General features: G+C 68.4%; 27 protein-coding genes. 13 read left to right on the forward strand and 14 right to left on the reverse strand.

The genetic code is table 11. From position 1 onward, the window contains the following. Positions 1-28: 28 nt before the first annotated feature. Positions 29-415: a PaaI family thioesterase gene (locus ACRDPN_RS06685; protein ID WP_431446595.1), complete on the forward strand. Its 387-nt coding sequence runs from the start codon at positions 29-31 to the stop codon at positions 413-415. Continuing rightward, the gene (locus ACRDPN_RS06690) at positions 412-825 is read left to right on the forward strand and encodes a RidA family protein (RefSeq protein WP_431446596.1); all 414 of its coding nucleotides are present in this window, start codon (positions 412-414) and stop codon (positions 823-825) included. Before ACRDPN_RS06685 ends, ACRDPN_RS06690 begins: the two co-directional genes overlap by 4 nt. 4 nt (positions 826-829) lie before the next feature. Here ACRDPN_RS06690 and ACRDPN_RS06695 read toward each other — a convergent pair whose 3' ends face one another. Further along, positions 830-1,258, reverse strand: a complete 429-nt coding sequence (locus ACRDPN_RS06695) for a cupin domain-containing protein (protein ID WP_431446597.1) — start codon at positions 1,256-1,258, stop codon at positions 830-832. 152 nt (positions 1,259-1,410) lie between these two features. Here ACRDPN_RS06695 and serA point away from each other — a divergent pair, with 152 nt between their 5' ends. Further along, positions 1,411-2,664 carry a phosphoglycerate dehydrogenase gene (gene serA / locus ACRDPN_RS06700; RefSeq protein WP_431446621.1) on the forward strand — a complete coding sequence of 418 codons (1,254 nt, stop codon included), beginning with the start codon at positions 1,411-1,413 and terminating at the stop codon, positions 2,662-2,664. Here the strand turns inward: serA and ACRDPN_RS06705 are convergent. From ACRDPN_RS06705 to ACRDPN_RS06725, 5 genes are read right to left on the reverse strand one after another with little or no spacing between them, the layout of a single operon-like run. Beyond that, entirely contained in the window at positions 2,657-3,295 is a 639-nt protein-coding gene (locus tag ACRDPN_RS06705) for a DUF4389 domain-containing protein (protein ID WP_431446598.1), read from the reverse strand. The genes serA and ACRDPN_RS06705 overlap by 8 nt on opposite strands. Further along, entirely contained in the window at positions 3,292-4,131 is an 840-nt protein-coding gene (locus ACRDPN_RS06710) for an NAD-dependent protein deacetylase (RefSeq protein WP_431446599.1), read from the reverse strand. Before ACRDPN_RS06710 ends, ACRDPN_RS06705 begins: the two co-directional genes overlap by 4 nt. Positions 4,132-4,154: 23 nt before the next feature. Next, positions 4,155-6,269, reverse strand: coding sequence for an acyltransferase family protein (locus tag ACRDPN_RS06715; RefSeq protein ID WP_431446600.1), 2,115 nt, complete (start codon positions 6,267-6,269; stop codon positions 4,155-4,157). Positions 6,270-6,301: 32 nt separating this feature from the next. Continuing rightward, complete coding sequence (locus ACRDPN_RS06720) at positions 6,302-6,829, reverse strand: DUF1697 domain-containing protein (protein ID WP_431446601.1); 528 nt, start codon at positions 6,827-6,829, stop codon at positions 6,302-6,304. 26 nt (positions 6,830-6,855) lie between these two features. Next, on the reverse strand, positions 6,856-8,313 hold the full coding sequence (locus ACRDPN_RS06725; protein ID WP_431446602.1) for an MDR family MFS transporter: 1,458 nt from the start codon (positions 8,311-8,313) through the stop codon (positions 6,856-6,858). 224 nt (positions 8,314-8,537) lie between these two features. Here ACRDPN_RS06725 and ACRDPN_RS06730 point away from each other — a divergent pair, with 224 nt between their 5' ends. Continuing rightward, the gene (locus ACRDPN_RS06730) at positions 8,538-9,215 is read left to right on the forward strand and encodes a hypothetical protein (protein ID WP_431446603.1); all 678 of its coding nucleotides are present in this window, start codon (positions 8,538-8,540) and stop codon (positions 9,213-9,215) included. 12 nt (positions 9,216-9,227) lie between these two features. Here the strand turns inward: ACRDPN_RS06730 and ACRDPN_RS06735 are convergent, their stop codons facing one another. Both ACRDPN_RS06735 and ACRDPN_RS06740 read right to left on the reverse strand, forming a co-directional pair. Next, positions 9,228-11,240, reverse strand: a complete 2,013-nt coding sequence (locus ACRDPN_RS06735; protein WP_431446604.1) for an FAD-dependent oxidoreductase — start codon at positions 11,238-11,240, stop codon at positions 9,228-9,230. Next, the gene (locus tag ACRDPN_RS06740) at positions 11,237-11,773 is read right to left on the reverse strand and encodes a PadR family transcriptional regulator (RefSeq protein WP_431446605.1); all 537 of its coding nucleotides are present in this window, start codon (positions 11,771-11,773) and stop codon (positions 11,237-11,239) included. The genes ACRDPN_RS06735 and ACRDPN_RS06740 overlap by 4 nt, the downstream gene beginning before the upstream one ends. An 85-nt stretch (positions 11,774-11,858) precedes the next feature. Between ACRDPN_RS06740 and ACRDPN_RS06745 the strand changes: the two genes are divergently transcribed. Together ACRDPN_RS06745 and ACRDPN_RS06750 are read left to right on the forward strand one after the other, a co-directional pair. Beyond that, on the forward strand, positions 11,859-12,227 hold the full coding sequence (locus tag ACRDPN_RS06745; protein ID WP_431446606.1) for a hypothetical protein: 369 nt from the start codon (positions 11,859-11,861) through the stop codon (positions 12,225-12,227). A gap of 12 nt (positions 12,228-12,239) precedes the next feature. Then, entirely contained in the window at positions 12,240-13,271 is a 1,032-nt protein-coding gene (locus tag ACRDPN_RS06750; RefSeq protein WP_431446607.1) for an alpha-hydroxy acid oxidase, read from the forward strand. A 76-nt stretch (positions 13,272-13,347) separates the two neighbouring features. Here ACRDPN_RS06750 and ACRDPN_RS06755 read toward each other — a convergent pair whose 3' ends face one another. Further along, positions 13,348-14,418, reverse strand: coding sequence for an NAD(P)-binding domain-containing protein (locus ACRDPN_RS06755; RefSeq protein ID WP_431446608.1), 1,071 nt, complete (start codon positions 14,416-14,418; stop codon positions 13,348-13,350). A 37-nt stretch (positions 14,419-14,455) separates the two neighbouring features. After that, positions 14,456-15,262 (reverse strand): alpha/beta fold hydrolase, encoded by an 807-nt coding sequence (locus ACRDPN_RS06760; RefSeq protein WP_431446609.1) that lies wholly within the window; start codon positions 15,260-15,262, stop codon positions 14,456-14,458. Between the two features lie 116 nt (positions 15,263-15,378). Here ACRDPN_RS06760 and ACRDPN_RS06765 point away from each other — a divergent pair, with 116 nt between their 5' ends. Further along, positions 15,379-16,572, forward strand: a complete 1,194-nt coding sequence (locus ACRDPN_RS06765; protein ID WP_431446610.1) for a CaiB/BaiF CoA transferase family protein — start codon at positions 15,379-15,381, stop codon at positions 16,570-16,572. Then, entirely contained in the window at positions 16,569-17,711 is a 1,143-nt protein-coding gene (locus ACRDPN_RS06770) for an acyl-CoA dehydrogenase family protein (RefSeq protein WP_431446611.1), read from the forward strand. Before ACRDPN_RS06765 ends, ACRDPN_RS06770 begins: the two co-directional genes overlap by 4 nt. A 4-nt stretch (positions 17,712-17,715) precedes the next feature. Here the strand turns inward: ACRDPN_RS06770 and ACRDPN_RS06775 are convergent, their stop codons facing one another. Continuing rightward, a complete protein-coding gene (locus tag ACRDPN_RS06775) occupies positions 17,716-18,429 on the reverse strand; it encodes a MerR family transcriptional regulator (protein ID WP_431446612.1) in 714 nt (237 codons plus the stop codon). A 122-nt stretch (positions 18,430-18,551) separates the two neighbouring features. Between ACRDPN_RS06775 and ACRDPN_RS06780 the strand changes: the two genes are divergently transcribed. From ACRDPN_RS06780 to ACRDPN_RS06790, 3 genes are all read left to right on the forward strand, one after another. Continuing rightward, the gene (locus tag ACRDPN_RS06780) at positions 18,552-19,766 is read left to right on the forward strand and encodes an acetyl-CoA C-acetyltransferase (RefSeq protein ID WP_431446613.1); all 1,215 of its coding nucleotides are present in this window, start codon (positions 18,552-18,554) and stop codon (positions 19,764-19,766) included. A 31-nt stretch (positions 19,767-19,797) separates the two neighbouring features. Next, a complete protein-coding gene (locus ACRDPN_RS06785; protein ID WP_431446614.1) occupies positions 19,798-22,011 on the forward strand; it encodes a 3-hydroxyacyl-CoA dehydrogenase NAD-binding domain-containing protein in 2,214 nt (737 codons plus the stop codon). A gap of 84 nt (positions 22,012-22,095) precedes the next feature. Beyond that, a complete protein-coding gene (locus ACRDPN_RS06790) occupies positions 22,096-22,419 on the forward strand; it encodes a hypothetical protein (RefSeq protein WP_431446615.1) in 324 nt (107 codons plus the stop codon). Here the strand turns inward: ACRDPN_RS06790 and ACRDPN_RS06795 are convergent. From ACRDPN_RS06795 to ACRDPN_RS06805, 3 genes are all read right to left on the reverse strand, one after another. Next, positions 22,403-22,801, reverse strand: a complete 399-nt coding sequence (locus ACRDPN_RS06795) for a type II toxin-antitoxin system VapC family toxin (protein WP_431446616.1) — start codon at positions 22,799-22,801, stop codon at positions 22,403-22,405. The genes ACRDPN_RS06790 and ACRDPN_RS06795 overlap by 17 nt on opposite strands. Continuing rightward, entirely contained in the window at positions 22,798-23,061 is a 264-nt protein-coding gene (locus tag ACRDPN_RS06800) for a type II toxin-antitoxin system Phd/YefM family antitoxin (protein WP_431446617.1), read from the reverse strand. The genes ACRDPN_RS06795 and ACRDPN_RS06800 overlap by 4 nt, the downstream gene beginning before the upstream one ends. Before the next feature lie 81 nt (positions 23,062-23,142). Then, positions 23,143-23,976: a DUF1206 domain-containing protein gene (locus ACRDPN_RS06805; protein WP_431446618.1), complete on the reverse strand. Its 834-nt coding sequence runs from the start codon at positions 23,974-23,976 to the stop codon at positions 23,143-23,145. A gap of 151 nt (positions 23,977-24,127) precedes the next feature. Here ACRDPN_RS06805 and ACRDPN_RS06810 point away from each other — a divergent pair, with 151 nt between their 5' ends. Further along, entirely contained in the window at positions 24,128-25,111 is a 984-nt protein-coding gene (locus tag ACRDPN_RS06810; RefSeq protein ID WP_431446619.1) for an ATP-binding cassette domain-containing protein, read from the forward strand. After that, a partial coding sequence (locus tag ACRDPN_RS06815) for an ABC transporter permease (protein WP_431446620.1) occupies positions 25,108-25,866 on the forward strand: 759 nt, incomplete at its 3' end. The genes ACRDPN_RS06810 and ACRDPN_RS06815, both read left to right, overlap by 4 nt.

A 25,866-nucleotide genomic window follows, 5' to 3' on the forward strand; every position in this document is an offset into this window, starting at 1 on the left:
GGACAGGCGCCCGCCCTAAGGTCGGCCCATGAGCGAGATCCCAGGCCTGGACGGCGCCCTCGGCGTCCAGTACGTCGAGACCGGCCCCGACAAGGTGGTCGTGCAGTTCACCATCGGCGAGCACCACCTGCAGCCCTTCGGCATTCCGCACGGGGGCATCTACTGCGCGGTGCACGAGTCCACGGCGAGCATGGCGGGGATGCAGTGGCTCGACGGCAGAGGTGTGGTGGTCGGCACCAACAACATCTGCGACTTCCTGCGCCAGGCCAAGGTCGGCGACACCATCACGGCGACCGCGACGCCTGTCCACCGCGGCCGATCCCAGCAGCTCTGGCGCGTCGAGTCGGTCGACCAGGACGACCGGCTGATCGCGCAGGGTCAGGTCCGGCTGGCCAATCTCGACCGACCAGCATGAGACGCCACAGCCGGTCCGGCTCGCCCTACGAAGACAAGATCGGCTTCAGCCGGGCCGTCCGCTACGGCGACCTCGTGGCGGTGTCCGGCACCGCGCCGGTGTGGCCGGGAGGCGACGTCGAGGCCGACGTCTCCGAGCAGGCCCGCCGATGCTGGCGGATCGCCCTGGGCGCCCTGACCGAGGTCGGCGGCAGCGCCCACCACGTCGTCCGCACCCGTCAGTACATCGTCGACGCCACCGACGCGGACGCCGTCGGCGCCGTTCACGGCGAGGTGTTCCGCAGCGTGCGCCCGGCCAGCACCATGGTCGTCGTCGCTGCCCTGCTCGACCCGCGCTGGAAGATCGAGGTCGAGCTCGACGCCGTCATCCCGGACGGGCTCACCGGCCCGCGCCTGACTGCCAATCTCTGAGCCGTCAGGGGTAGTGGACCTCAGCGGAGTGTCCTTCGAGGAAGGACGCGAGGTCGAACTCCTCGCCTCGTCGCGCTGCCGCGCTGCCCGCGTAGAGGCCTTCGAAGAACTCGGCCGTCCTGAGCGCAGGGCGAACCTGCCAGTTGAGGCGGGTCCCGGCCGCACCGACCATCTGATGCACCGCGCCGGCCGGGACGTGGAAGATCTCGCCCGCGGCGTGGCTCTCCTCGACGCCGTCGATGATCGTCCTGACCGTGCCTTCGAGCACCTCGAAGTGCTCGTCCTGGGCCGGATGGAAGTGTGCCGCCGGCAGGGCGGCGCCTTCGCGGTAGGTCGATTCCATCTCGAGCAGGTCGCCGTCAGTCTCGGCTGCCGTGCGGATGAACCGCAGTCGATTGCCCGAACCGGTCAGCTCTTGTCCTGCGTGGACCATGGTCCCGCTCCGTCCTGGTCGAAGATGTCCGTCATCCGTCCATCATCACTGAGAGCCGGGTCCGGTCGGTAGACTCGATGGGGTCGGACCGTGACTGGCGTTGAGGTGGTTGCCCCTCTCAGCCGTAACTGCTGAAGGACCTTCGAGTGACCATGATGACGATGACCCCCACGACACCCTTCCCAGCCGAGCGCGTCCAGGACAGCGACGTGCGGGTGCTGCTGCTCGAGAACATCCACACCGACGGCGCGAACTTCTTGCGCGGCAAGGGCTACCAGGTCGACACCCTCGACCGCGCGCTCGCCGAGGGCGAGCTGATCGAGGCCGTGCAAGGCGTGCACCTGCTCGGCATCCGCTCCACGACATACATCACCGAGAAGGTCCTGAACGCAAGTGATGATCTGATCGCCGTAGGCGCATTTTGCATCGGCACCAACCAGATCGACCTGCCGGCCACGACGCGGCAGGGCGTCGCCGTGTTCAACGCGCCGTACTCCAACACGCGGTCGGTGGTCGAGCTCGCCATCGCCGAGATCATCTCGCTGGCCCGCCGGCTGCACGAGAAGTCGACCGACATGCACGCCGGCATCTGGAACAAGTCGGCCGCCGGCAGCCACGAGGTGCGCGGACGCACGCTCGGCATCGTCGGCTACGGCAACATCGGCAGCCAGCTGTCGGTGATCGCCGAGGCGCTGGGTTTCAAAGTCATCTTCTTCGACATCGACGACAAGCTGGCCCTCGGCAACGCACGTCGCTGCTCGACGATCGAGGAGCTGCTCACCGACGCCGACGTCGTCTCGCTGCACGTCGACGGGCGCCCCGGCAACGCCGGCCTGTTCGGCGAGGAGCAGATGAGCCTGATGAAGCCGCGCTCGCTGTTCCTCAACCTCTCCCGCGGCATCGCAGTCGACACCACGGCGCTCCGCAAGCACATCGAGTCCGGACACATCGCGGGTGCGGCGGTCGACGTCTTTCCGGTCGAGCCCAAGCGCCAGGGCGACCCGTTCGAGAGCGAGCTGCGCGGGCTGCGCAACGTCATCCTCACCCCGCACGTCGGCGGCTCCACCGAGGAGGCGCAGCAGGACATCGGCCGGTTCGTCGCCTCCAAGCTGCGCTCGTACGCGTCGAACGGCGGCACGTCGCTGAGCGTCAACATGCCGGAGATCAACGTGCACGTCGACGCGACCCGGCACCGCCTCGCGCACGTGCACCACAACGCCCCCGGCGTGCTGGCCAAGCTCAACGCAATCATGGGCGACCACGGCGTCAACATCGAGACGCAGTCGCTCGCCACCCGCGGCGAGATCGGCTACGTCGTCACCGACATCGCCGCCGAGGTCGGCCCAGACGTGCTCGCCGAGCTCGCCCAGCTGCCTGAGACGGTTCGGCTGCGTCAGCTCAGCTGAGGCTGAACGGCGGGTACTCGTCCGTCAGCAGGTAGAGGTACGCGCTCACGCGCGTGCTCCAGCGCAGGACGCCGATCAGGAAGTCGTTGAGGCCGGTGGGCCAGCGGCCGAGGATGATCACGGCGAACCAGCCGATGATCACCACGACCACAGCCGCGATCCACACGAAGACCAGCACCAGCAGCTGCGGGATGGCCATGAAGAGCCGGAAGAAGATGGTCAGCCGGTTGCGGTTCTCGACCGCCGGGGCCACGTCGACCCTCACGCGTGCATCGTCGCCGGGGTCGGCGAACGGGATGTCGAACGCGAACGGCGGGTACTCCTCCCGCTGGAACAGCAGGTAGGTGGTGACGCGGGCGTTGTACCGCAAGTACATCGCGATCGGCTTTTGCAGTCCGCCCGGGATCCTGCCGGTGAACAAGGCGGCGAACCACGCGATGAAGGCGAGGATCTGGGCGACTTGCTGGATCACGGACAGGATGAGGAGGTGCGGAATCGCCAACAGCCAGTGGACCAACGGCCGCCAGCGGGCGATCGTCTCCGGGGAGTCGAACGTCAGCGTGACCGGGTAGTCGCCCTGAGCGTTCGGCGGCGGCGGCGGCGGTGGTGGTGGCGCAGGCGTCTCGGTCATGACACGAAAGTACGTGATTGCAACGGTTTTGGGGCCAAAACTGACAGAGTCTCGGCGCATCCGGCGTCGACGCGTGCATCCGCCAAGTCGTCCCCGCGCGTGGCACCGCGGTTGACGATGACGACCGGCACGCCGTTGGCCCTGGCTCGCCGGACGAAACGCAGCCCGGACATCACCTGCAACGAGGAACCGAGCACGACGAGGGCCTCGGCGGCGTCGGTGAGCCGGTAACAGTGCTCGACCGTCTCCTTGCGGACGTTCTCGCCGAAGAACACGACGTCGGGCTTGAGCCGGCCACCGCAGCGCTCGCAGGTGGCAACGACGAATCCGCCGGTCTCCTCGAGCAGCACGTCGCCGTCGGGAGCCACGGGTGCGTCTCGTTCCCAACCGGGGTTGAGCGCGTCGAGGCGGCGTTGGACTCGGCCGCGAGACGTCCGCTCGCCGCAGTCGAGGCACACCACCCGGTCGAGCCTGCCGTGCAGCTCGATGAGACCGCGGTGGCCGGCCCGGCGGTGCAGACCGTCGACGTTCTGCGTGACCAGCCCGGACAGCCGACCCTCGGCTTCGAGCGCCGCAAGCCGGTGGTGGGTGGCATTCGGTTCTGCGCTGCGCATCCGTCGCCAGCCGAGGTGGGCGCGGGCCCAGTACCGCTGCTGGGCGTCAGGACCGGACACGAACTGCTGGTACGTCATCGGCGTGCGGGCCGGCGCGCCAGGCCCGCGGTAGTCGGGGATGCCGGAGTCGGTCGAGACTCCGGCGCCGGTGAGCACCAGCCAGCGCCGGTCGCGCAGGACGTCGCGCATCCGCTCGACGTCGGCCGGGTCGGGATCGTGCACCCCACCAGCGTAGGACTACTGCGTCAACGAACGCCTTGCTTGCGCAGGGCTGCGGCGATCTCACGTCCCAGGTAGGGCGCGAGAGTCCTGACGTAGGTACGGGTCAGGTGGGTGTTGTTCTTGTAGACCATGACGCCGCCGATGACCGACGGGCACGTGGTCTCGTCGCAGTAGAACCGCGTCATGTCCACCAGGCTGGCCTTGTCCACCCGCTCGACGGCTTCGGGATGCCCGTCGAACTTGCTCAGCGCCCAGGCCCTCGACGAGGCGCAACGGTCGGGGTCGGTCTTGCCGAACTGCTCTACGCACTGGACGTTCGTGAGCGCCGTCTGTGGGTTGTCGACCAGGGCTATGACGGGGACGTCGCTCGGGGTCTGCGTCGTCCACGCATCGACGAGACCTTGCACTGCCGTCTGCTCGTACGGCACTCCCGCCGGGGAGTCCACGGCCACGGACGTCGCCTTCGAGGTGATGACGGCGTCGAACGCCCCCGGCCGGTCCAGGTAGGCGGCGAGGTTCTCCTGCCAGGCCTTGCAGTTCGCCGTCAGGCTCTTGGTCTTGCGGCTCGGCTCGGCGGCGGTCCAGTTGCACCCGGCGTGGCCGGCGACGTCGATGCGCCAGTTGTACTTCTCGGCCATCACCTCGAACGCGGGAATCAGCTGCTTGGTGTGGGAGTCGCCAACCGCGGCGATGCGAAGGTCGTAGCCGCTCACCGGTCCCACCGTGCACGCGCTCAACACGGTCTCTTCGTTCCCGGACCAGCATCCCTGGCGGTCGGTGCGGTCGTTGATCGCGTCGGCAGGGTGCGGGACGACGACACCGTCGAGCGCCGGATTGACGCACTCGCGGTCCGGATCCATCGACGCAGCGCCCAGGCAGCGTGGGTTCTCCTCCAGGACCCGTGCCAGCTCGGCGGCATGGCCGGCCTGGTCCTGGTCCACGGCGGCCCGGCCGAGCGCGGGGACGGCGAGGACGGGAACCATCGCCACCGCCACGGCGATGAGCATCGTCCGCGGCCGCACTCTCTGGGCGAACGAGAAGCGGATCGGCTCCTCGACGAGTCGCGTCGAGACCCACGAGATCGTGACGGCCAGCGCGAAGATCAGGTACTTGTCGGTGTTGCTCAGAGGACGGACGGTGACGAACGGCAGCAGGATGATGAGCGGCCAGTGCCACAGGTACAACGCGTAGGAGATGCGCCCCAGCACGGCAGCGGGCTGCAATGCGCCTACGGTCGTCGCGAACGTCGAGCCGCCCCAGCGCACCACTGCGACCGTGCCGAGCACGGGGAGGGCGGCGACGGAGCCGGGGAACGGCGTACCGGAGTCGATGACGAAGAACGACGCGATGATCGCCACGGCGCCGGCAATGGTCAGGAGAGTGTGCGCGGCTACTCGCCGTCGCGGCAGGTTCGCGATCGCCGGTACGGCGAACGACGCGAGGCCGCCCAGGCCGAACTCCCACATCCGGGTGAAGGTCGAGAAGTACGCGACGTCCGGGCTGGAGGCCGTCAGGTACACGCTGTAGGCGAACGACGCGATCGTCACGGCGATGAGGACGATCCAGATCAGCTGAAGGCGGCCGACCCTCCCCACCTTGGCCGCGACGAGGGCCAGGCACATCAGCAGCGGCAGCGCGACGTAGAACTGCTCCTCGACCGACAGGCTCCAGAAGTGCTGGGCCGGCGACGGCAGGTTGTCGGCCGCGAGGTAGTCGACGGCGTTGGAGGCCAGCAGCCAGTTCTGCACGTAGCTCGCCGACGCCATGACCTCGTAGAGGAACTGGTCCCACAGGCTTCTGGGGAGGAGCAGCATGACACCGACAGCCGTGAGCACGAGCGTGAGCAGGGCGGCCGGGAGCAGCCGTCGGGCGCGGGCCGCCCAGAACCGGCCGAGCCTGAGGCGGCCCGTCTTCTCGACCTCGCGGAACAGGTGGGCGGTGATGAGGTAACCGCTGATCACGAAGAACACGTCGACGCCGACGAAACCGCCAGGGAGCAGGTCGGGCCACAGGTGGAACACCACCACCGACGTGACCGCGATGGCCCGGAGTGCCTGGATGTCGGTGCGCAGCGAATGCAACGGTTTCGCCGGGGGACGGTCGACGGGCGCGCGCTCGTCCAGAATCGCCGTCACCACCGGGCTAATCTAGCGGCGCGCTGGTCGCGTCGTCAGTCGGTTGCCAGCTCGATCAGCTTCTCGACGGTGCGCAGGTTGCGCGACGTGCCGGGAACACCGAGCGCCTTGGCGATCGCCGGGGTCTTCATGTCGGACCGGCCGGCGCCGTGGTCGTAGCGGATGTGCCACTCGCAGCCGATGACCTCCCATGCGTCCGCGCCGGTCTCCAGGCCGCGGGCCTTCTCGATGGCCGCCTTCGTCGGCCGGCCCAGCAGGAAGGTGATGTGGCCGTTCTTGGGGTCGTCGACCTCGAACGGGTAGTTCGTGCGCGCCGTCGCCAGCTCTGCGGGCGTGCGCATGATGCACTCACGGAAGAATCCGTACTTCTTCTCGATGGCCTTCTCGAGTGCCGTGCCGAAACCCTTGACGTCCTGGGGTGGATCGCAGATGAGATTGCCCGACGCGATGAACGTCGAGACGTCCGTGGCGCCGAGGTCTGCGGCCAGCTCGCGCAGCTCGGCCATCGGCAGCTTCGCGCCACCGACGTTCACCGCGCGCAGCAGGACCACGTGGACGCTCACGCCCGCGATGCTAGCGGCGCGTTCCGCTAAGCGCTCTGCGTTTCCTTCGAAGCGAAATCGGTGTGGCGGGGCACGACCGCGAGGGCGGCGAGCATCACCACACCGGCGACGGCTGATCCGATGAAGACGGCGTGCAGCGCGGGTTCGAGCACGCTGGGCGACAGCTGGTCGAGATCGCCGCTCACGTCGCCACCGCGCCGCGCGACGGCGGCGTTGGCCACCGCACCGAAGACCGCGACGCCCACTGCGCTGCCCACCGAGCGGGCGAACAGGTTCGTTCCGGTGACGACCCCACGCGTCGCCCACCCGACGGACGACTGCGCGGCCACCAGGGTCGGCGAGGCGATCAGGCCGAGCCCGAGGCCGACGAAGAAGGATGCGACCGCCAGGTGCAGCACCGAGCTGTCGACGCCGACGATCAGCAACAGTCCGGTGCCGACGAGGATCAGAGCCGCACCGACGAACCCGGTGTCGCGGAAGCCGATCTTGAAGTACAGATGTCCGGACAGCGCGGCGGAGATCGGCCAGCCCACCGTCATCGCCGCCACGGCGAAGCCGGCAACGAGCGCGGACGAGCCGAGCACGCCCTGCGCATAAAGCGGCACGTACGACACCAGTCCGATCAGCAGCACGCCGACGACCAGGCTCGCCGCGTTGGTGCCGGTGAGGATGCGGTGCCCGAAGATCCACAGCGGAAGGATCGGCTCGGCGGCACGGCTCTCGACGAACCCGAACGCGACGAGCAGCACGCCCGCACCGGCGAGCACCGCGATGCTGGTGGGCGAGTCCCAGGCCCACGCGATGCCGCCCTCGAGCAGCCCGAGGACGAGGAGCGAACCTCCGACCGCGAGGAGTCCGGCGCCGGCGTAGTCGATGCGATGGCGCTTGCGCTCCACCTGCTCGTGGAACCGGCGCCACAGCATCGTCGCTGCGGCGATGCCGATCGGGATGTTGACGAAGAAGATCCACCGCCACGACAGGTAGTCGGCGAAGAAACCGCCGAGCGTCGGGCCGACGATGGACGACATGCCCCAGACGGCGGCGGTGTAGCCCATCACCTTCGGTCGCTCGCGCAGCGTGTACAGATCGCCGATGATCGTCATGGCCATCGGGAAGATGGCGCCCGCACCGAGACCCTGGATGGCGCGGAAGATGATGAGCGCCGGCATGCTCCAGGCGATGCCGCACAGCACGGAACCGACCACGAACAGGCCGATGCCGGCGAGCATCACCGGCTTGCGGCCGACGAGGTCGGACAGCTTGCCGTAGATCGGCACCGACACAGCCTGCGCCAGCAGATAGATGGAGAACAGCCAGGGGAACTGCGAGAACCCGCCGAGATCGCTCACGAGCGCCGGCACCGCGGTGGCGAGGATCGTCGCGTCGATGGCCACCAGCGCGGTTGAGAGCATCACCGCCAACAGGACCGGCCCGCGCTCGCTGCGCAGGCCGATGGATGCACGGGTGACGGGAGAGGTGCTCACGTCAACGTTTCAACTCATCTCGTGACGTCGCCATTCCCACCACCTCTTGCGCGAGCTTTTCCACTCACTTGGTCTCGATACGCCGGGCGCCTTCGGCGCGCACACTCGACCTGGCTCGCCGTTCGCTCGCAGAGCTCGCTCAGACGAGCGCAGAATGGGTAAATAGCCCGATGCCTGAGTGCCTTGTGGGTGCCTAGCGTGGGGTACGTACAAGGAGGACAACCATGGAGAGTCACAGAAACGCAGGTCAAGCGCGTGCGGCCATCGTCGCCATCGCACCTGTTGCACTGCTGCTGGCGATGATCTCGCACCCTTATCTCCCCGGCCGTCTGCCGGATCACGCTGCAGTCGCGGACGCCGTAGCTGATGGCACCACTCGCTGGGCGCTCGCGCACCTGGCGGCAGCCGTGGCCTCCGGAGTTCTCGTCCTCGCCTTCATCGCCATTCGCGGCTACCTGCGGGAGAGGGGCGACCCGGCCTTGAGCGCCATCGGTCTCGGGTTCATCGTGATGGGGAGCCTGTCCTATGCCATGCTGCCGGGGATGGAGTTCACGCCCCTCGCTGCGGTCGAGATCGGCGCTGATCCTGCAGCGGCCCAGGCCGCTCTCGACGACTGGTTCGTCCCGGTCCTGTTCATCGGCGCCCTGTTGTACGCGATCGGTGTCGGCTGCGTTGCAGCAGCGATTCGCCGCCACGGGGGTCTTGGGCCGACGCTGACGTGGGTCGTGGTCCTGGCGCTCATCGTCATGGTTGCGTCGCGGTTTGCGCCGTTCGCAGCAGCGCAGTTCTACGTCCAGAGTGCGGCGGCTCTGATCGCCATGTGGCCGCTCGCCTGGGTCATGAGAACCGGTCGCGAGCAAGCGGGTTCCGGGGGTCCGCCGAGACAGACGGTGAGTGCCTGAATCCGCTGCGCGTCACAAGGCGGCGGCGAGCTCGGTGGCCTGCTTGATCGCGCGCTTCGCGTCCAGCTCGACGGCAACATCGGCGCCGCCGATGACGTGCACCGAGACGCCGGCCGCTTCGAGCGGCTCGACGAGGTCGCGCACGGATTCCTGACCGGTGCACAGCACGATCGTGTCGACATCGAGCGTCCTGGGCTCATCGCCGACCGTGATGTGGAGGCCGTCGTCGTCGATGCGGTCGTACGTGACACCCGGCACCATCTCGACGCCCGAGTCCTTCAGGGTCGCGCGGTGCACCCAGCCCGACGTCTTGCCGAGGCCCTTGCCGAGGCTCGACGTCTTGCGCTGCAGCAGGTGGATCCGACGACGCGGCGGTGCCTTGACCTTCGTGGCCAGCCCGCCCCGGTCCTCGTCTGCGTCCGAGACGCCCCAGCGCTCCATCCAGTGCTCGAGCGACTCGTCGACGTCGTGCAGCAGGAACTCCGAGACGTCGAAGCCGATGCCGCCGGCGCCCATCACCGCGACGCGCTCGCCCACGGGCACGCGCTCGCGGATGACCTGCTGGTAGTCGACGACCTTCGCGTGGTCGATGCCGGGCATCGAAGGGATGCGCGGCTCGACGCCGGTGGCGATGACGACGTCGTCGAAACCGGCCAGGTCGTCCGTAGTCGCACGCCGCCCGAGGTGGATCTTGACGCCGCCGAGCTCGAGCCGGCGGGTGTAGTAGCGCAGCGTCTCGCGGAACTCCTCCTTGCCGGGGATGTGCATGGCGAGTCGGAACTGTCCGCCGACCTCGGGCTGTTCCTCGAACAGCTCGACCTGGTGCCCGCGGTGCGCCAGCTCACTCGCGACGGCGAGGCCGGCCGGTCCGGCCCCGACGACGGCGATGCGCTTGGCCGAGCGGGTCGGCAGCAGCACCAGCTCGGTCTCGTGTGCGGCGCGTGGGTTGAGCATGCAGGTGGCGCGCTGGTTCTTGAACGTGTGGTCGAGACAGGCCTGGTTGCACGCGATGCAGGTGTTGATCTCGTCGGCGCGGCCCTCCTCGGCCTTCTGCACGAAGAACGCGTCGGCGAGCAGCGGCCGCGCCATCGAGATGAGGTCGGCCTGGCCGTCGGCCAGGATCTGCTCGGCGATCTCCGGGGTGTTGATGCGGTTCGACGCCACCACCGGGACGTCGACGACGCCCTTGAGCTTCTCCGTCGTCCAGGCAAACGCGGCGCGCGGCACGGAAGTGACGATGGTGGGGATGCGCGCCTCGTGCCAGCCGATGCCGGTGTTGATGATCGACGCGCCGGCCGCCTCGACGCGGCGGGCCAGCTCGGCGGTGTCGTCCCAGCTCTGGGCATCGTCGACGAGGTCGAGCAGGCTCATCCGGTACATCACGATGAAGTCGTCGCCGACAGCCTCACGGACCCGCTCGACGATCTCGACCGGGAAGCGCATCCGGTTCTCGGCCGAACCACCCCAGCGGTCGGTGCGGTTGTTGGTGCGGGCGGTGAGCATCTGGTTGACGAGGTAGCCCTCGGAGCCCATGATCTCGACGCCGTCGTAGCCGGCACGCCGAGCCAGCATCGCGGAAGCGGCGAAGTCGTCGACGGTCTGGTCGACCTCCTTGGTCGACATCGCCTTGGGCCGTCCGAGTGGAGTGATGGGCGACGCGATGTTCGACGCGGCCCGCTTGAACGGGTGGTAGCCGTAGCGCCCGGCGTGCAGGATCTGCAGCGCGATCTTGCCGTCGTGCTCGTGCACGGCGTCGGTGACGAGGCGGTGTTTGTCGGCGAGCTTCTTGCTCGTCATCAAGGAGCCGAACGGCAGCAGCCAGCCGTGCCGGTTGGGCGCGTACCCGCCGGTGACGGATAGCGCCACGCCGCCCTGCGCGCGTTCGGCGAAGTAGGCCGCGAGCTCCGGCAGGTGCTTGGCCCGGTCCTCCATGCCGGTGTGCATCGAGCCCATGATCACGCGGTTGCGCAGCGTGGTGTGCCCGAGGTCGAGCGGTGACAGCAGGTGCGGATAGGGGGAGTTCATCGCTTCTCCAGTTCGGTGAGGATCTCGTCACACCACTCGACGGCACCGGTTTCGGCCCGCAGGCCACCGCGCAGCACGAGATAGGGGCCGATCTCCTCGTCGGTGAGGTCGGACGGTTCGGGGTAGAACTTGGCGGCGCTGCTCTCGTAGCTCGCGAGCTGGGCCGCGTGCTGGGCTCGCCGCACCCGCACCTGGTCGAGGAGCGTGTCGCGGTCGCCGAGATGCATGGCCCGGAGCTTGACGGCGAACTCGCTGCGGAGTGCTTCGGGCGGGGTGGGGGTCGCGAGCCAGGTGGTGAGCTCGCCGCGTCCGTCCGCGGTGATGGCGTAGACCTTCTTGTCCGGCCGGCCGGCCTGGGCGACGAGGTTCGACTCGACGAGCTTGTCCGTCTCCATCCGGCCCAGCACCTTGTAGATCTGCTGGTGGCTGGCCTTCCAGAAGTGGCCGATCGAGGCGTCGAAGCGACGCGCCAGGTCGTAGCCGCTCGCGGACCGTTCCGCGAGCGACACGAGGATCGCGTGCTCGAGCGCCATGGGCGGTGACCCTACTATGCAACGAGTTGCAATGCAACGATGTGCATTGTCTCGGCAGCGCGTCGGACGGGCCACACTTCAACGCATGGAGAGGACCGCATCGATCCTGTCGTGGATTCTCGGGCTCGGCTTCGGGCTGCCGGCCGTGTACGGGGCATGGTTCTTCGCGAGGCACGGCGAGATCTGGACCCTGTTCGGGTTCCCCGCCTACGGCGACGGGCCGTTCGAGCGGATGGGCATCCCCACGAGCGTGCCGCTGATGGCCGCCTTCGCCACGGTCTGCGCGGCCGAGTGCATCACCGGGTGGTTGATGTGGTCTGGCGCACCGGCCGGCTGGTGGATGGCCGTTCTTCTGCTGCCCGTCGAGGCCGTCTTCTGGATCGGGTTCGCGCTCCCGTTCGGTCCGCCTCTGGGCGTGGCGAGGGCGGCCCTCGCGCTGCTCACCTGGCCGTGACAATCTCGGGACATGGACGATCCGGAAATGGTCGAGCGCCTGGGTGAGGGTGCGTACGGATACTTCGCGGGCGGGGCTGGCGACGAGATCACGCTGCGCGACAACGAGGCGTCGTGGTCGCGGCTGGCGCTCCTGCCGCAGGTGCTCGTGGACGTCGGAGCGCGCGATCTCTCCGTCCCGCTGCTCGGCAGCGACCTGCCGCACCCGATCATCGTCGCGCCGATGGCGTACCAGAAGCACGTGCACGACGACGGCGAGGCGGCCCTGGCCCGAGCCGCCGCGGCCACGGACAGCACTTTCGTCCTGTCGTCGCAGACCACCACCAGCCCTCCAGACGTCGCGGCCGCGGTCCCCGATGCCCGCCAATGGTTCCAGCTCTACGTGTTCAAGGATCGCCAGGTCTCCCTCGACCTCGTTGCCCAGGCGCGGGAGCACGGCTACCAGTCGCTCGTCATCACCGTCGACTTCCCGGTCGCCGGGTGGCGCGAGCGCGACATGCGGAGCGGCTTTCAGGTCGAGCACCCCTTGGCGATCAACCCGGGCGGCGAGCCCTTGACCACTGAGGAGCTGTTCGCGTTTCACGACCCGACGCTCGACTGGGACGACATCGCCGAGTTCGCCGACACCGCCGGGATGCCGTTGCTGCTCAAGGGCATCCTCAGCCCCGAGGACGCCCAGCGCGCCGCGTCGGCCGGCGCCGCCGGGATCGTCGTGTCGAACCACGGTGGACGGCAGCTCGACACCGTGCTCTCCGGTGCCGACGCGCTGCCGCCCATCGTCGACGCCGTCGACGGCCGCATCGACCTGCTCGTCGACGGTGGCATCCGGCGCGGCTGGGACGTCGCGAAGGCACTCGCGCTCGGTGCCGACGCCGTGCTCGTCGGACGCCCGCTGCTGTGGGGGCTGGCGCGCGACGGCCAGGCCGGAGCCGAGGCGGTGCTGCGTCAGCTCCTGGATGAGTTCGACTCGACGTTGGCGCTGCTCGGCTGTCCTCGCGCGCGGGATCTCGACGCGTCGTACGTCACAGCAGCTCCGTGGACGTAGGCGCTGGGGCGACATGGTCCTCTGGCTGCCGCGCGAGCGGTGGCTGGGCGGCCGGTCATGGCTTCCGTGTGGACGCTTACTCACCGCCGCGACGAAGGTCGCCGGTTCCGCTGACGTGTTCGGTGAGCCACCGACGCACGCTGCGCGCGGCCACCCGACCGGCCCGATTGGCGCCGATGGTCGAGGCGGACGGTCCGTAGCCCACGAGCTGGACGCGCGGGTCGGCGACCGCCGTCGTGCCGTCGAGCTGGACGCCGCCGTTGATGCTGCGCAGTTGCAGCGGAGCGAGGTGGGCGATGGCAGGACGGAATCCGGTGGCCCACACGATGACGTCGGCGGGAACGAACTGGTCGGCCCAGCGCACGCCGTCGAGCTCGATCCGGTCGAACATCGGCCGTCGCTCGTATGCGCCGAGCCGCTGAGCCTCGGCCTCCTGCGGACGCAGCATCAAACCGGTGACGCTCACGACGCTCTCCGGCGGGAGGCCGCGGCTGACGCGGTCCTCGACGAGCGCGACCGCGGCCCGACCCGCCTCGGGAGTGAACTCCTCTGTGCGCCAGACGGGTGGTCGACGGGTGACCCAGGTGGTCTCGGCGACCGGTGCCAGCTCGCCGAGGAACTGCACTGCCGATGCACCGCCGCCGACCACGACCACGCGCCGTCCGGCGAGCACCTCCGGTCCGGGGTAGTCGATCGTGTGGAACTGCTCGCCGGCAAAGCTGTCGATACCCGGGTAGTGCGGCACGAACGGACGGCTCCAGGTGCCGGTCGCGTTGACGAGAGTGCGGGTGAGCCAGGAGCGGTCGCCGGCCTCGACACGAAGGATGCCGTCCTCATCGACCACCTGGTCGACCTGCACCGGTCGCTCCACCGGTAGTTGATGGGCTCGCTCGTAGTCGGCGAAGTAGCCGGGGACGAACCGGTTCGCCGTGTCGTCCGTGCTCGACGAGGGCACCGGAGCATCGGGCAGGTCGGCGATGCCGTGGAGATCACGCATCGTCAACGAGTCCCAGCGGTGCTGCCAGGCACCTCCCGGGCAGTCGTCGGCGTCGAGGACGACGTGCGGCACATCGTGGGCGGTGAGGTGGTACGACGTCGACAGCCCGGCCTGGCCGGCGCCGATCACGAGACTGTCCAGGATCTCCACGTCACTCGTCAACAACGAGCGCTGCCGGACTATGCCTTCACGCGGCCCTTCTGACCTGCGCCGCCTCGACCGTCTTCTCGATGATGCGGATGACGAGCTCGGGGTCGTCGGCCATCGGCACGTGTCCGCTGCCGGGTAGATCGACGTGCCGGGCCTGGGGAAGCCTTTCGCGCGCGGTCCTCGACTGGGTATAGGGGAGGATCCGGTCCTTCGTGCCCCACGCGATCGTCGTGGGGACGGGCACCTGGTTGTCGAACGAGTAGGTGACGCCCTCCCTGGCAGTTCGCTCGAACGCCGTGGCGTGCTTGAGCGCCAACGAGTCGCCGTAGGTTTCCTTGGCGCCGTGGCGCTCCGGATGTGTGTACAAAACCCAGCCGACGAGCCGGCGTCCCCAGTCCCTTCCGGCGAGGAACCGCAGGACAGGCTCCGGCGTGAGCAGGGCCGTGATGCGGAGAAGAAACAGGGGAACGAGGGCCTGGACCCGGCCCACGGGGCCGAAGAAGCCGGCCGGGCTGAGCGCCGTCACCGACGAGACCAGCCCCCGCGAGCCGAGCTCGAGCGCGATGGCTCCACCCAGGGAGTTGCCGACGACGTGCGGCTTGACGATGCCCCATTCCGCGAACTGGTCGGCGAGATGGTCGCACGCGTTCTCCATCGAGTACCGGACGCCACCGGCGTACGCGGGCGACTGACCGAATCCGGACAGGTCTGGCGCGATCACGTGGAAGTGCTCCGCGAGCCGGTCCAACACCGGATCCCACGCCTCCCGGCGGTGACCGATGCCGTGCAGCAGCACGAGCGGCGTGCCGGAACCGCGGCGGGTGTACATGAGATCGGGGAGCATCGGGAGCCTTTCGGGGAGAACGTGACATTGATGATGACACGTTCGGACGGGTCTGGGCACTTCGTGTGATCGACCCCACTTGACAATCGTGACACCAACACTGTCACAATCGTGTGGTGACAGATCTTCCCAAGTCAGGCCCGCTGGCGGGCGTCCGCGTGGTCGAGCTCGCCGGCATCGGGCCGGGCCCGTTCGCTGCGATGATGCTGGCCGACCTCGGCGCCGACGTCATCCGCGTCGACCGCCCCGGCGGCGGCCGGCTGCAGATCGCGCCAGCCGACCGCGACATCCTCTTCCGCGGCCGCCCCAACGTCGCCATCGACCTCAAGTCGCCGCGTGGCGTCGAGCTCGTGCTCGACCTCGTCGAAGGGGCGGACATCCTGATCGAGGGCTTCCGGCCGGGCGTCATGGAGCGCCTCGGCCTCGGACCCGACGCCTGCCTGGAGCGGAATCCGAGGCTCGTCTACGGGCGTATGACCGGGTGGGGCCAAGACGGTCCGCTCGCCCACACCGCCGGCCACGACATCAACTACATTTCCGTCGCGGGCGCCCTCGACGCACTCGGCCACGCCGACCAGCCGCCCACGTTCCCGCAGAACCTGCTTGGTGACTTCGGCGGCGGCGCGCTCTACCTCGTCGCCGGCGTCCTGGCCGCCCTCACCCACGCTCGAGCGACCGGCAAGGGGCAGGTCGTCGACACGGCGATCACCGACGGCGTCGCGCACCTCATGGCGATGTCGGTCTCGATGCAGCAGTCGGGCGTCTGGGACGGAGGGCGCGGCACGAGCCTGCTTGGCGGGGCCGCTCCTTTCTACGACGTCTACGAGACGTCCGACGGACGCTGGATGTCCGTCGGCGGGCTCGAGCCGCAGTTCTACGCCGCCATGAGCGACCTGCTTGCGCCCTTCGTCGATGGAGCACTGCCCGATCGCAACGACCTCGGCGAGTGGCCGGCCCTGCGCAAGGTGCTCGCCGAGACGTTCGCGCAGCGTACGCAGGCGGAGTGGGTCGAGACCTTCGACGGCACCGACGCGTGCGTGGCGCCGGTCGTGCCGCTCACCGAGGCCTACGAGCATCCGCACAATGTCGCGCGCGGCACGTACGTCGAGGTCGACGGCCTGACGCAGCCGGCCCCGGCGCCGCGCTTCTCGGCCACCCCGGCCACACTGACGACCACCCCGGCCAAGCCTGGCGCGAACACCCGGGCCGCCCTGACCGCCTGGGGCATCGACGACGTGGAGACGTTGATCAGCGACGGCATCGCCGTCCAGTCGGACGATCCAGAGAACCAGGAAGGCAGCACAGCATGAAGCGCACCATCTTCGAGGCTGACCACGACCACTTCCGCGACACCGTGCGGGCGTTCTGCGAGAAGGAGATCGCGCCGAACCACGAGCATTGGGAGAAGGACTCGATCGTCCCGCGCGAGCTGTGGACCAAGGCCGGCGAGCTCGGGCTGCTCGGCTTCATGATGCCGGAGGAGCTCGGCGGTGGCGGCATCGACGACTTCCGCTTCAACGCCGTCCTGGCCGAAGAGATCGTCCGCGTGGGCGGTAGCGGCGTCGGCTTCGGCATCCAGACCGACCTAGTCTCGGGCTATCTGCAGAGGTACGCGTCCGAGGAGCAGAAGAAGCGGTGGTACCCGAAGTTCTGCACTGGCGAGATGATCACGGCGATCGCCATGACCGAGCCCGGCACCGGGTCCGACCTCCAGGGCATCCAGACGACTGCCAGGCGCGACGGCGACGAGTACGTCATCAACGGTGCCAAGACCTTCATCACGAACGGCATCAACGCCGACTGGGTGATCGTCGTCTGCAAGACCGACGCAGAGGCCGGCGCGATGGGGTTCTCGCTCATCGTCGTCGAGCGAGGTGCGGAGGGGTTCGAGCGTGGCCGCAACCTCGACAAGATCGGGCTCAAGGCGCAGGACACCGCGGAGCTCTTCTTCGACAACGTGCGCGTACCCGTGTCCAACCTGCTCGGCGAGGAGAACCAGGGCTTCGTCTACCTGATGGAGAACCTGCCGCAGGAGCGCCTCATCATCTCCGTCATCGCCGCGGCAGCCTGCCGGCACATGATCGACATGACGCTGGAGTACGTGAAGGAGCGCAAGGCGTTCGGCAAACCGATCGGCTCGTTCCAGAACACCCGGTTCACGATGGCCGAGCTGGAGACGGAGCAGCAGATCGCCCAGGTCTTCGTCGACCGCTCGATCATGGAGCTCCTCGAGGGCAACCTGTCGGTGGCCGACGCCGCGATGGGCAAGTGGTGGACCACCGAGCTGCAGAAGCGGACGGCCGACACCTGCCTGCAGATGCACGGCGGCTACGGCTACATGTCCGAGTACCGCATCTCGAAGGCGTACCTCGACACCCGCATCCAGACGATCTACGGCGGCACCACCGAGGTCATGAAGGAGATCGTCGGCCGCACGATGGGTTTGTGACGGACTAGGTGCGCTTGCGCACCGTGGCTCGCTTCGACTCGTCGACTGCCTCCTCGTAGGCCGTCACGAGCGCCTGGACGGTGAGCGGTTTGAACCGCTCGATCATCGCCGTCATGTCCTCCGGCGGGAGGTCGGACTCGCGCAGGTGTGGCCAGACCTGGGTGCGGAAGACCTCGGTCATCTCCTCGGCGATCGCGCGGCCGTGGGCGGTGAAGATCTTGCGCGTCGCGAGTGCTGCGTCCGTCGGCAGCCCGAGCTCGAGGAAAGCGATGCCGAGCGCCAGGTGTGCAGGCGCGAGCTGGAAGACGTCTTCGGTCGGTGTCGGCTCGACGACTCCGATGGCCACCAGCAGCTCGATGTCGTCGTCGGCGAGTGGGCGCCCGGAACGCGTCTCGAGCTCGACCCGGGTGACGCTCTCGGGTAGGTCCGGCGCCCACGGCGCGAGCAGGGTCCGGTGCAGCGCCACCTGGGCGGGTGTCGCGTCAGCGGGGATGCGATCGAGGTATCCCTCGATCGCCGACAAGGTGAACCCGTGTGCCTGCAGCTCGCGCACCAGCTCCAGTCGGGCCAGGTGGTCCGGACCGTAGTAGCCGTTGCGACCCTCACGCCGCGGCGGCGGGATGAGCCCGCGGCCGGCGTAGAAACGCACCGTGCGCACGGTCATGCCGACGCGGGACGCCAGCTGCTCGACGCTCAGCGTCTCGGCCTGGACAACCATGCCCACATCCTTTCCACGTGATGAGCCCCACAGGGCCCCGGCTACCACTCTGACAGTGATGGTGTCACAATCGTGGGGCACGCCCCAACCGTCTGCCCATAGATTCAGTAGGGACCCACACCATGACCGAGGCATTCGTCTACGACGCCATCCGGACGCCGCGTGGTCGCGGCAAGAAGACCGGTTCGCTCCACGAGGTGAAGCCGATCTCGCTGGTCACCGGCCTGATCGACGAGATCCAGAAGCGGAACCCGTCGCTCGACCCGGCCGGTATCGAGGACCTGGTGCTCGGCGTGGTCTCGCCGATCGGTGACCAGGGGTCCGACATCGCCAAGACCGCTGCGCTCGCGGCCGGTCTTCCGTACACCGTGGCCGGCGTCCAGCTGAACCGGTTCTGCGCTTCCGGCCTCGAGGCCGTCAACCAGGCCTCGCAGCGCGTCCGCTCCGGCTGGGAGGACCTCATCCTCGCCGGCGGCGTCGAGTCGATGAGCCGGGTGCCGATGGCGTCCGACGGCGGCGCCTGGGCCATGGACCCCAAGACCGCGTTCGACACCGACTTCGTGCCGCAGGGCATCGGCGCCGACCTCATCGCCACGATCGAGGGCTACAGCCGTGAGGACGTCGACACCTTCGCGGCCGAGTCGCAGGCGCGGGCCTCGAAGGCGATCGCCAACGGCTACTTCAGCAAGTCGGTCATCCCGGTCAAGGACGACAACGGCCTGACGATCCTCGACCACGACGAGTTCGTGCGCGAGGGCACCACGGTCGAGAGCCTGTCGGCGCTGCCCCCGGCGTTCGAGCAGATCGGCGACTTCGGCGGCTTCGACTCCGTAGCGCTGGAGAAGTACCACCACGTCGAGAAGATCAACCACGTCCATCACGCCGGCAACAGCTCCGGCATCGTCGACGGCGCCTCCCTCGTGCTGATCGGGTCCGAGCAGGCCGGCCAGACCCACGGCCTCACCCCACGTGCGCGGATCCTCTCCACCGCGGTCAGCGGGTCCGAGCCCACGATCATGCTCACCGGCCCCGCGCCCGCGAGCCGCAAGGCGCTCGCGAAGGCCGGCATGTCGGTCGAGGACATCGACCTCATCGAGATCAACGAGGCCTTCGCCGCCGTCGCCATGAAGCTGATGCGCGACCTGGGCGACTACCCGCACGACCAGACCAACGTCAACGGCGGCGCCATCGCCATGGGCCACCCGCTCGGTGCCACCGGCGCGATGCTCCTCGGCACGCTCGTCGACGAGCTCGAGCGTCGCGACAAGAAGTACGGACTCGCCACGCTGTGCGTCGGCGGCGGCATGGGCATCGCCACCGTCGTCGAGCGTCTCTGACCCCCGAAACCTTCAGGAGAAACGAACCTTCATGTCCACCACCACAGAAGCAGTCCGTTACGAGAAGGCCGACGGGATCGTCAACCTCGTCATCGACGACCCGTCGCAGAGCACCAACACGATGAACCAGGCGTACGGCGACTCGATGGAGCGCGCCGTCAACCAGCTGGTCGACGACATCTCTTCTGACGGCGACTCAGTCAGGGGCGTCATCGTGTCGTCCGGCAAGAAGACGTTCTTCGCCGGCGGCGACCTCAAGCTGATGACCCAGGCGACGCCCGACGACGCCGAGGACATCTTCACGAACGTCCAGGGCATGAAGGCGACACTTCGCAAGCTCGAGACCTGCGGCAAGCCTGTGGTCGCGGCAATCAACGGCGCGGCACTGGGCGGCGGCCTCGAGATCGCACTCGCCTGCCACCACCGCATCGCCGCGGCCGGCGGCTACGAGATCGGTCTTCCCGAGGTCACCCTCGGCCTGCTCCCCGGTGGCGGCGGTGTCACGCGCACCGTGCGCATGTTCGGCATCCAGGACGCGCTGATGAACGTACTCCTGCAGGGCCCGCGCATGAAGCCGGTCGTCGCGCAAGCGAAGGGTCTGGTCGACGAGGTGGTCGACAGTCAGGAGGCGCTGCTCCCGGCCGCGAAGGCCTGGATCGAGTCGGTCCAGGGCAACGAAGAGGCAGCCTCGCAGCCGTGGGACCGCCAGGGCTACAAGATCCCGGGTGGCGCCCCGTCGAGCCCGAAGCTGGCGCAGTTCCTGCCGGCGTTCCCCTCCAACCTGCGCAAGCAGACGAAGGGCGCGCTCTACAAGGCCCCGCGCAACATCATGTCCGCGGCCGTCGAGGGCGCGCAGGTCGACTTCGAGACCGCGACGCGCATCGAGTCGCGCTACCTCGTCGATCTCATCACCGGCCAGCAGTTCAAGAACATGACGCAGGCGTTCTTCTTCGACCTCGGTTCGATCAACGCCGGTGGCTCGCGCCCGGACGGCATCGAGCCGAAGAAGTTCACCAAGGTCGCCGTGCTCGGCGCCGGCATGATGGGCGCCGGCATCGCCTACGTGTCGGCGAAGGCCGGCATGGAGGTCGTGCTCAAGGACGTCGACCTCGCGGCTGCCGAGAAGGGCAAGGCCTACAGTGAGAAGCTGCTGGCGAAGCAGCTCGAGAAGGGCCGCACGACCCAGGAGAAGGTCGATGAGTTCCTGTCCCGCATCACGCCCACTGACGACTACGCCGACCTCGAGGGCTGCGACCTCGTGGTCGAGGCCGTCTTCGAGTCCGTCGACCTGAAGCACTCGGTGTTCGGTGAGCTGGAGCCGGTCGTCAAGCCGGACGCGCTGCTCGGCTCCAACACGTCGACGCTGCCCATCACCGGGCTGGCCGAGGGCGTCAAGCGCCCCGAGGACTTCATCGGCATCCACTTCTTCTCGCCGGTCGACAAGATGCCGCTGGTCGAGATCATCGCGGGCGAGAAGACGAACGACGCCACGATCGCCGGCGCGCTCGACTACGTGCAGCAGATCAAGAAGACGCCGATCGTCGTCAACGACAGCCGCGGCTTCTTCACCAGCCGCGTCATCGGCCACTTCATCAACGAGGGACTCGCGATGCTCGGCGAGGGTGTCAACCCCTCCTCGCTGGAGCGGGCAGCGACGCAGGCCGGCTTCCCCGTCGGCGTCCTGCAGATCAGCGACGAGCTGAACCTCGAGCTGATGAAGAAGATCCGCATCGCCTCGCAGAAGGCGGTCGAGCAGGAGGGCGGCACGTGGGTGAAGGCGCCCGCCGAGGACGTCATCGACACGATGATCGAGCTCGGACGCTCGAGCAAGCTCGTGGGCCAGGGCTTCTACGACTACGACGAGAGCGGCAAGCGCACCGGTCTGTGGTCCGGCCTCGCCGAGACGTTCCCCGTCGCGGAGGAGCAGCCGGACTTCCAGGACATCAAGGACCGCCTCGTCTTCGTGATGTCGCTCGACACCGTCCGCTGTCTCGAGGAGGGCGTGCTGCGCACGGTGCCCGACGCGAACATCGGCTCGATCTTCGGCATCGGCTTCCCGCCCATGCACGGTGGCGCGCTGCAGTACATCAACGGGTACGAAGCGGTGGGGGCGGACGGGAGCAGCCGGATCGGCGTCGAGGCGTTCACCGAGCGCGCCCAGGAGCTGGCGGAGAAGTACGGCTCGCAGTTCGATCCGCCGCCCCTGTTGCTCGACAAGGCGAAGAACGGCGAGAAGTTCGCCTGACTCCGACCTCCAGATCTGGCGTCGAAGCCACCAGGGTGCCCGCCCGCGGTGGTGGACTGGGGGCCATTTCTGGGTGCACGCCAGGTGCAGATCGCCGGCCTGATCTTCCAGAACCTGCTGGCGAACCCGCTGGCGTCGCCGGACTTCGTCGTCGTCTCGTCAGGCGCGAGCATGTTCGCGAGCCGGGCGGCATTCCTCGACATCAACCACCAGGTCGAGCTGCTGGACCTGCTGACCGATCCCAACCTCAGCCGGGGCACCACGATCGTCGTCGTCATGCACGACCTCAACCTGGCCTGCCGCTACGCAGACCACGTCATCGCGATGAAGCACGGGTCGATCGCGGCCGAGGGCGCGCCCCGCGGCCGTCGCCACGCCGAACATCCGCTTCTCACGCGCCAGGACTGATGACGCTGAGCCCGGCCTCCTCGGCAGCTGCGGCCTGGCGGGAGTCGTACGTGACGAAGGCAGAGGCGCCGGCCTCGAGCGCCGTTGCCACATGAAGCGCGTCGAGCGTGCGCAGGACTTCGCCCGCGAGCTGACCGGCAGCAGCGAATGTCTCGTGCGTCGGAAGTACGAGCTCGAGCTCGCTCAGCGCGTCACGGATACCAGCAGCCCGCACGCCGAGACGCCGGCCGGTGCGATGAAGCTCGGTCGCAAGTAGCTCAGACGACACGAAGCGGCCGTCCGAGTCGCGTACGTCCTCGAGATGGTCGAGCATCGCGTCGGTTTCGGCCTCGCTGTAGATCAGCTTCACCCAGGCTGACGTGTCGGCGTAATGGACCGTCACCGGTCGCCGCGCAGCTCGTCGAGCACGTCTATCGATCGCAACCTGCCCTTGGCTCGCTTGATCTCCCGGGCGTGTCCGGGGTTGCGCGCGGGCGTGACGCGACCGGAGGCGACGAGCTGGTCGTAGCGGCTGGTGCCGGGTGGCACGAGAATCGCTGCGATCTCGCCGTTGTTGGTGACCGCGATCGTCTCGCCGCCCTTGACGTCAGCCAGCACCTTGCTGCTGTTGTTGCGCAGCTCGCGATGGGGAATCGTCCGCATCGTCATCACCTCTGTAGCAGAGTGTAGCAACGAGGCGCCGACGGCGCGGCGAGGAGCTCGCCCTGCCAGTTCTGGAACGGTTCAGCGGGTGCGGGCGTGGCGGGCCCACACGAAGCAGAACACGCCGAAAGCGGCGATGCCTAGCGCGACGATCGTGAGCAGGTACGGGCCGAACGGCTGGTCGCGCAGCGTGCCGAGGGCATCGTCGAGCCCGCCCGCCTTGTCGGCGTCATAGGTAATGGCCGCGGCGGCGAAGAGAATGGCGACGATGCCGAACGCCACGCCCTTCGCGACGTAGCCGATCCGCCCGAGCACGAGCACGGTCCGACCGCTCGGGCCCGTGGTGGCCTGCGGCTGGAGGTCGTTGGTGAAGCTGTCGGTGATGCCGCGCCAGGCCTGTCGCACAGCGATGGCGAAGATCGCGAGTGCGACGATGCCCACGAGCAGGCGTCCGGCCGGAGCCGCGAGCAGGTCGGCGGTGATGCCCTCCTCCTTGGAGCGACCGCCGGACTTTCCGGATCCGGACGCGATGCGTCCGGCGGCGAAGGCGAGGAAGCCGTAGGCGATCGTGCGGGCCACGGCGGACAGCCGCTTGAACGTCCGCTTCTTCTCGTCTTCCTCGGATTCGTAGCCCAAGATCGCGGCGAGCAGCTGCCACAGCGCCAGCACGACGAGTCCGAGCGCGGTGATCCAGAGCAGGATGCTGCCGAACGGTTGCTCGGCGAGCTTGTGCAAGGCCCCGCTTCCACTGGCGTCGCCACCGCCCGACCAGGCCACCTGCAGGGCGAGCCACGCGACCAGCAGGTGCACCACGCCGTAGGCCATCAGCCCGACTCGCGCGCCGGCTTTCATCGTCGTGCTGTGCCGGGCCTCTTGGCCCGCGCGCTCTCCCTGGTCCGTGACGTCCTCACCCATGGCGCCTCCCCATCGAACCGATCGTCGCAGACTGGGGGCTCACTCGCTCGCTGGCCGTTTCTCGACGATTTCTGTCAGTACCCTCTGGTATTCCTAGTTGGAACAAGGCGGTAATATTTCCGCTGCATACTGTCCTGGGAGGGATGCTCGGATGAATGCCGGTCCAGCGGTCGAGGCGATCGACCTCGTCAAGAAATTCGGCGACAACATCGCGGTCGACGGTGTCAGCTTCGTGGTGCCGCAGGGCACCGTCCTCGGTCTGCTCGGGCCCAACGGTGCCGGCAAGACCACCACCACACGCATGCTCACCACCCTGAGCGTGCCCACGAGCGGAACCGGGCGGGTGGCGGGTCACGACGTCCTCGCGGAGCCCGACGCCGTGCGCCGCAGCATGGGGCTCACTGGGCAGGCCGCCACGGTCGACGAGCTGCTCACCGCGCGCGAGAACCTGAGGCTCATCGGACGGCTCTACGGGCTGCCCAAGCAGTACATCCGCGACAGCACCGACGAGCTACTCGAGCGCTTCTCGCTCAGTGAGGCCGCCGACCGGATCGCCAAGACCTACTCCGGCGGCATGCGCCGGCGCCTCGATCTCGCGGTCAGCCTCATCGCGGCACCTCCGGTGCTGTTCCTCGACGAACCGACCACCGGCCTCGACCCGCGTAGCCGCACCGAGCTGTGGGAGGTGCTGCGTGGTCTCGTGGGGGAGGGTACGACGCTCGTGCTCACCACCCAGTACCTCGAGGAGGCCGACCACCTGGCCGACGACATCATCGTCATCGACAAGGGCAGGATCATCGCGGCGGGGACGCCCACCCAGCTCAAGGACCAGGCGGGAGCCGCGAGCGTCGTGCTCACCCTCACGTACGCTGCCGACCTGCCCCGGGCTGAGGAGCTCATGCGCGGCTGCTCGCCCGAGGTGCATGTCGACGCCGCGGCCCGGCGGCTGATCGCCCAGGCCGACGGACTCGGCGACATGTCGCGCATCGGCGACGTCTTCGAGCGCAGCGGCATCGAGGTCGACGACCTCGGCCTCAAGCGACCGAGCCTCGACGACGTGTTCCTCCACCTCACGGGCCACAAGGCCGAGGAGGAGACCGACGAGATTGACGAGCTGGAAGAGGCCATCTCATGACGACGATGTTCACCACCACCCGCCCGCCGATCTCGCCGCCGTCGATGCTTCGGGCGTCGGGCACGATCGTCTGGCGCAACCTCATCCACATCAAGCGGATGCCCGAGATGCTCCTCGACGTCACCGTGCAGTCGGTGATGTTCGTGCTGCTGTTCGCGTACGTGTTCGGGGGCTCGATCCAGCCGCCGGGAGATGTGTCGTACAAGGAGTTCCTGCTGCCCGGAATCATGGTGCAGACGATGGTCTTCTCCTCTGCGGTGGTGGCGATGGGGCTCACCAACGACCTCCAGAAGGGCATCGTCGACCGGCTCAAGTCGCTGCCCATCTCCCGGTCGTCGGTGCTGGTGGGCCGCAGCATCTCCAGCCTGATCCACTCCAGCATCGGCATCGCCGTCATGGGTGTCACCGGCCTGCTCATCGGCTGGCGCATCCGTAACGGCGTCGTCGACGCGGTGCTGGGCTTCCTCCTCCTGCTGCTGTTCGGGTTCGCGATGATCTGGCTCGGTATCTGGGTCGGGTCGCTGATGCGCACCGTCGAGGCGGTCCAGGGATTCATGTTCACGGTGATGTTCCCGCTGACGTTCGTCGCCAACACGTTCGCGCCGACGGAGCAGATGCCCGACTGGCTGCGCTTCATCGCCGAGTGGAACCCGGTGTCAGCCCTCACACAGGCCTGTCGTGAGCTCTGGGGGAACGCCGGCCCTGTCGCCGCCGATGCGGCCTGGCCGTTGCAGCACGCTGTGGAGGCGTCGATC

The sequence above is a fragment of the Aeromicrobium sp. genome (assembly GCF_050700635.1).
Classification (GTDB): domain Bacteria; phylum Actinomycetota; class Actinomycetes; order Propionibacteriales; family Nocardioidaceae; genus Aeromicrobium.

Excerpts from the sequence above, each read along its gene's own strand:
- ACRDPN_RS06685 (WP_431446595.1), top strand. The coding sequence starts at position 29 with ATGAGCGAGATCCCAGGCCTGGACGGCGCCCTCGGCGTCCAGTACGTC.
- ACRDPN_RS06690 (WP_431446596.1), top strand. The coding sequence starts at position 412 with ATGAGACGCCACAGCCGGTCCGGCTCGCCCTACGAAGACAAGATCGGC.
- ACRDPN_RS06695 (WP_431446597.1), bottom strand. The coding sequence starts at position 1,258 with ATGGTCCACGCAGGACAAGAGCTGACCGGTTCGGGCAATCGACTGCGG.
- serA (WP_431446621.1), top strand. The coding sequence starts at position 1,411 with ATGATGACGATGACCCCCACGACACCCTTCCCAGCCGAGCGCGTCCAG.
- ACRDPN_RS06705 (WP_431446598.1), bottom strand. The coding sequence starts at position 3,295 with ATGACCGAGACGCCTGCGCCACCACCACCGCCGCCGCCGCCGCCGAAC.
- ACRDPN_RS06730 (WP_431446603.1), top strand. The coding sequence starts at position 8,538 with ATGGAGAGTCACAGAAACGCAGGTCAAGCGCGTGCGGCCATCGTCGCC.
- ACRDPN_RS06735 (WP_431446604.1), bottom strand. The coding sequence starts at position 11,240 with ATGAACTCCCCCTATCCGCACCTGCTGTCACCGCTCGACCTCGGGCAC.
- ACRDPN_RS06740 (WP_431446605.1), bottom strand. The coding sequence starts at position 11,773 with ATGGCGCTCGAGCACGCGATCCTCGTGTCGCTCGCGGAACGGTCCGCG.
- ACRDPN_RS06745 (WP_431446606.1), top strand. The coding sequence starts at position 11,859 with ATGGAGAGGACCGCATCGATCCTGTCGTGGATTCTCGGGCTCGGCTTC.
- ACRDPN_RS06750 (WP_431446607.1), top strand. The coding sequence starts at position 12,240 with ATGGACGATCCGGAAATGGTCGAGCGCCTGGGTGAGGGTGCGTACGGA.
- ACRDPN_RS06760 (WP_431446609.1), bottom strand. The coding sequence starts at position 15,262 with ATGCTCCCCGATCTCATGTACACCCGCCGCGGTTCCGGCACGCCGCTC.
- ACRDPN_RS06770 (WP_431446611.1), top strand. The coding sequence starts at position 16,569 with ATGAAGCGCACCATCTTCGAGGCTGACCACGACCACTTCCGCGACACC.
- ACRDPN_RS06775 (WP_431446612.1), bottom strand. The coding sequence starts at position 18,429 with ATGGTTGTCCAGGCCGAGACGCTGAGCGTCGAGCAGCTGGCGTCCCGC.
- ACRDPN_RS06780 (WP_431446613.1), top strand. The coding sequence starts at position 18,552 with ATGACCGAGGCATTCGTCTACGACGCCATCCGGACGCCGCGTGGTCGC.
- ACRDPN_RS06785 (WP_431446614.1), top strand. The coding sequence starts at position 19,798 with ATGTCCACCACCACAGAAGCAGTCCGTTACGAGAAGGCCGACGGGATC.
- ACRDPN_RS06800 (WP_431446617.1), bottom strand. The coding sequence starts at position 23,061 with ATGCGGACGATTCCCCATCGCGAGCTGCGCAACAACAGCAGCAAGGTG.
- ACRDPN_RS06805 (WP_431446618.1), bottom strand. The coding sequence starts at position 23,976 with ATGGGTGAGGACGTCACGGACCAGGGAGAGCGCGCGGGCCAAGAGGCC.
- ACRDPN_RS06810 (WP_431446619.1), top strand. The coding sequence starts at position 24,128 with ATGAATGCCGGTCCAGCGGTCGAGGCGATCGACCTCGTCAAGAAATTC.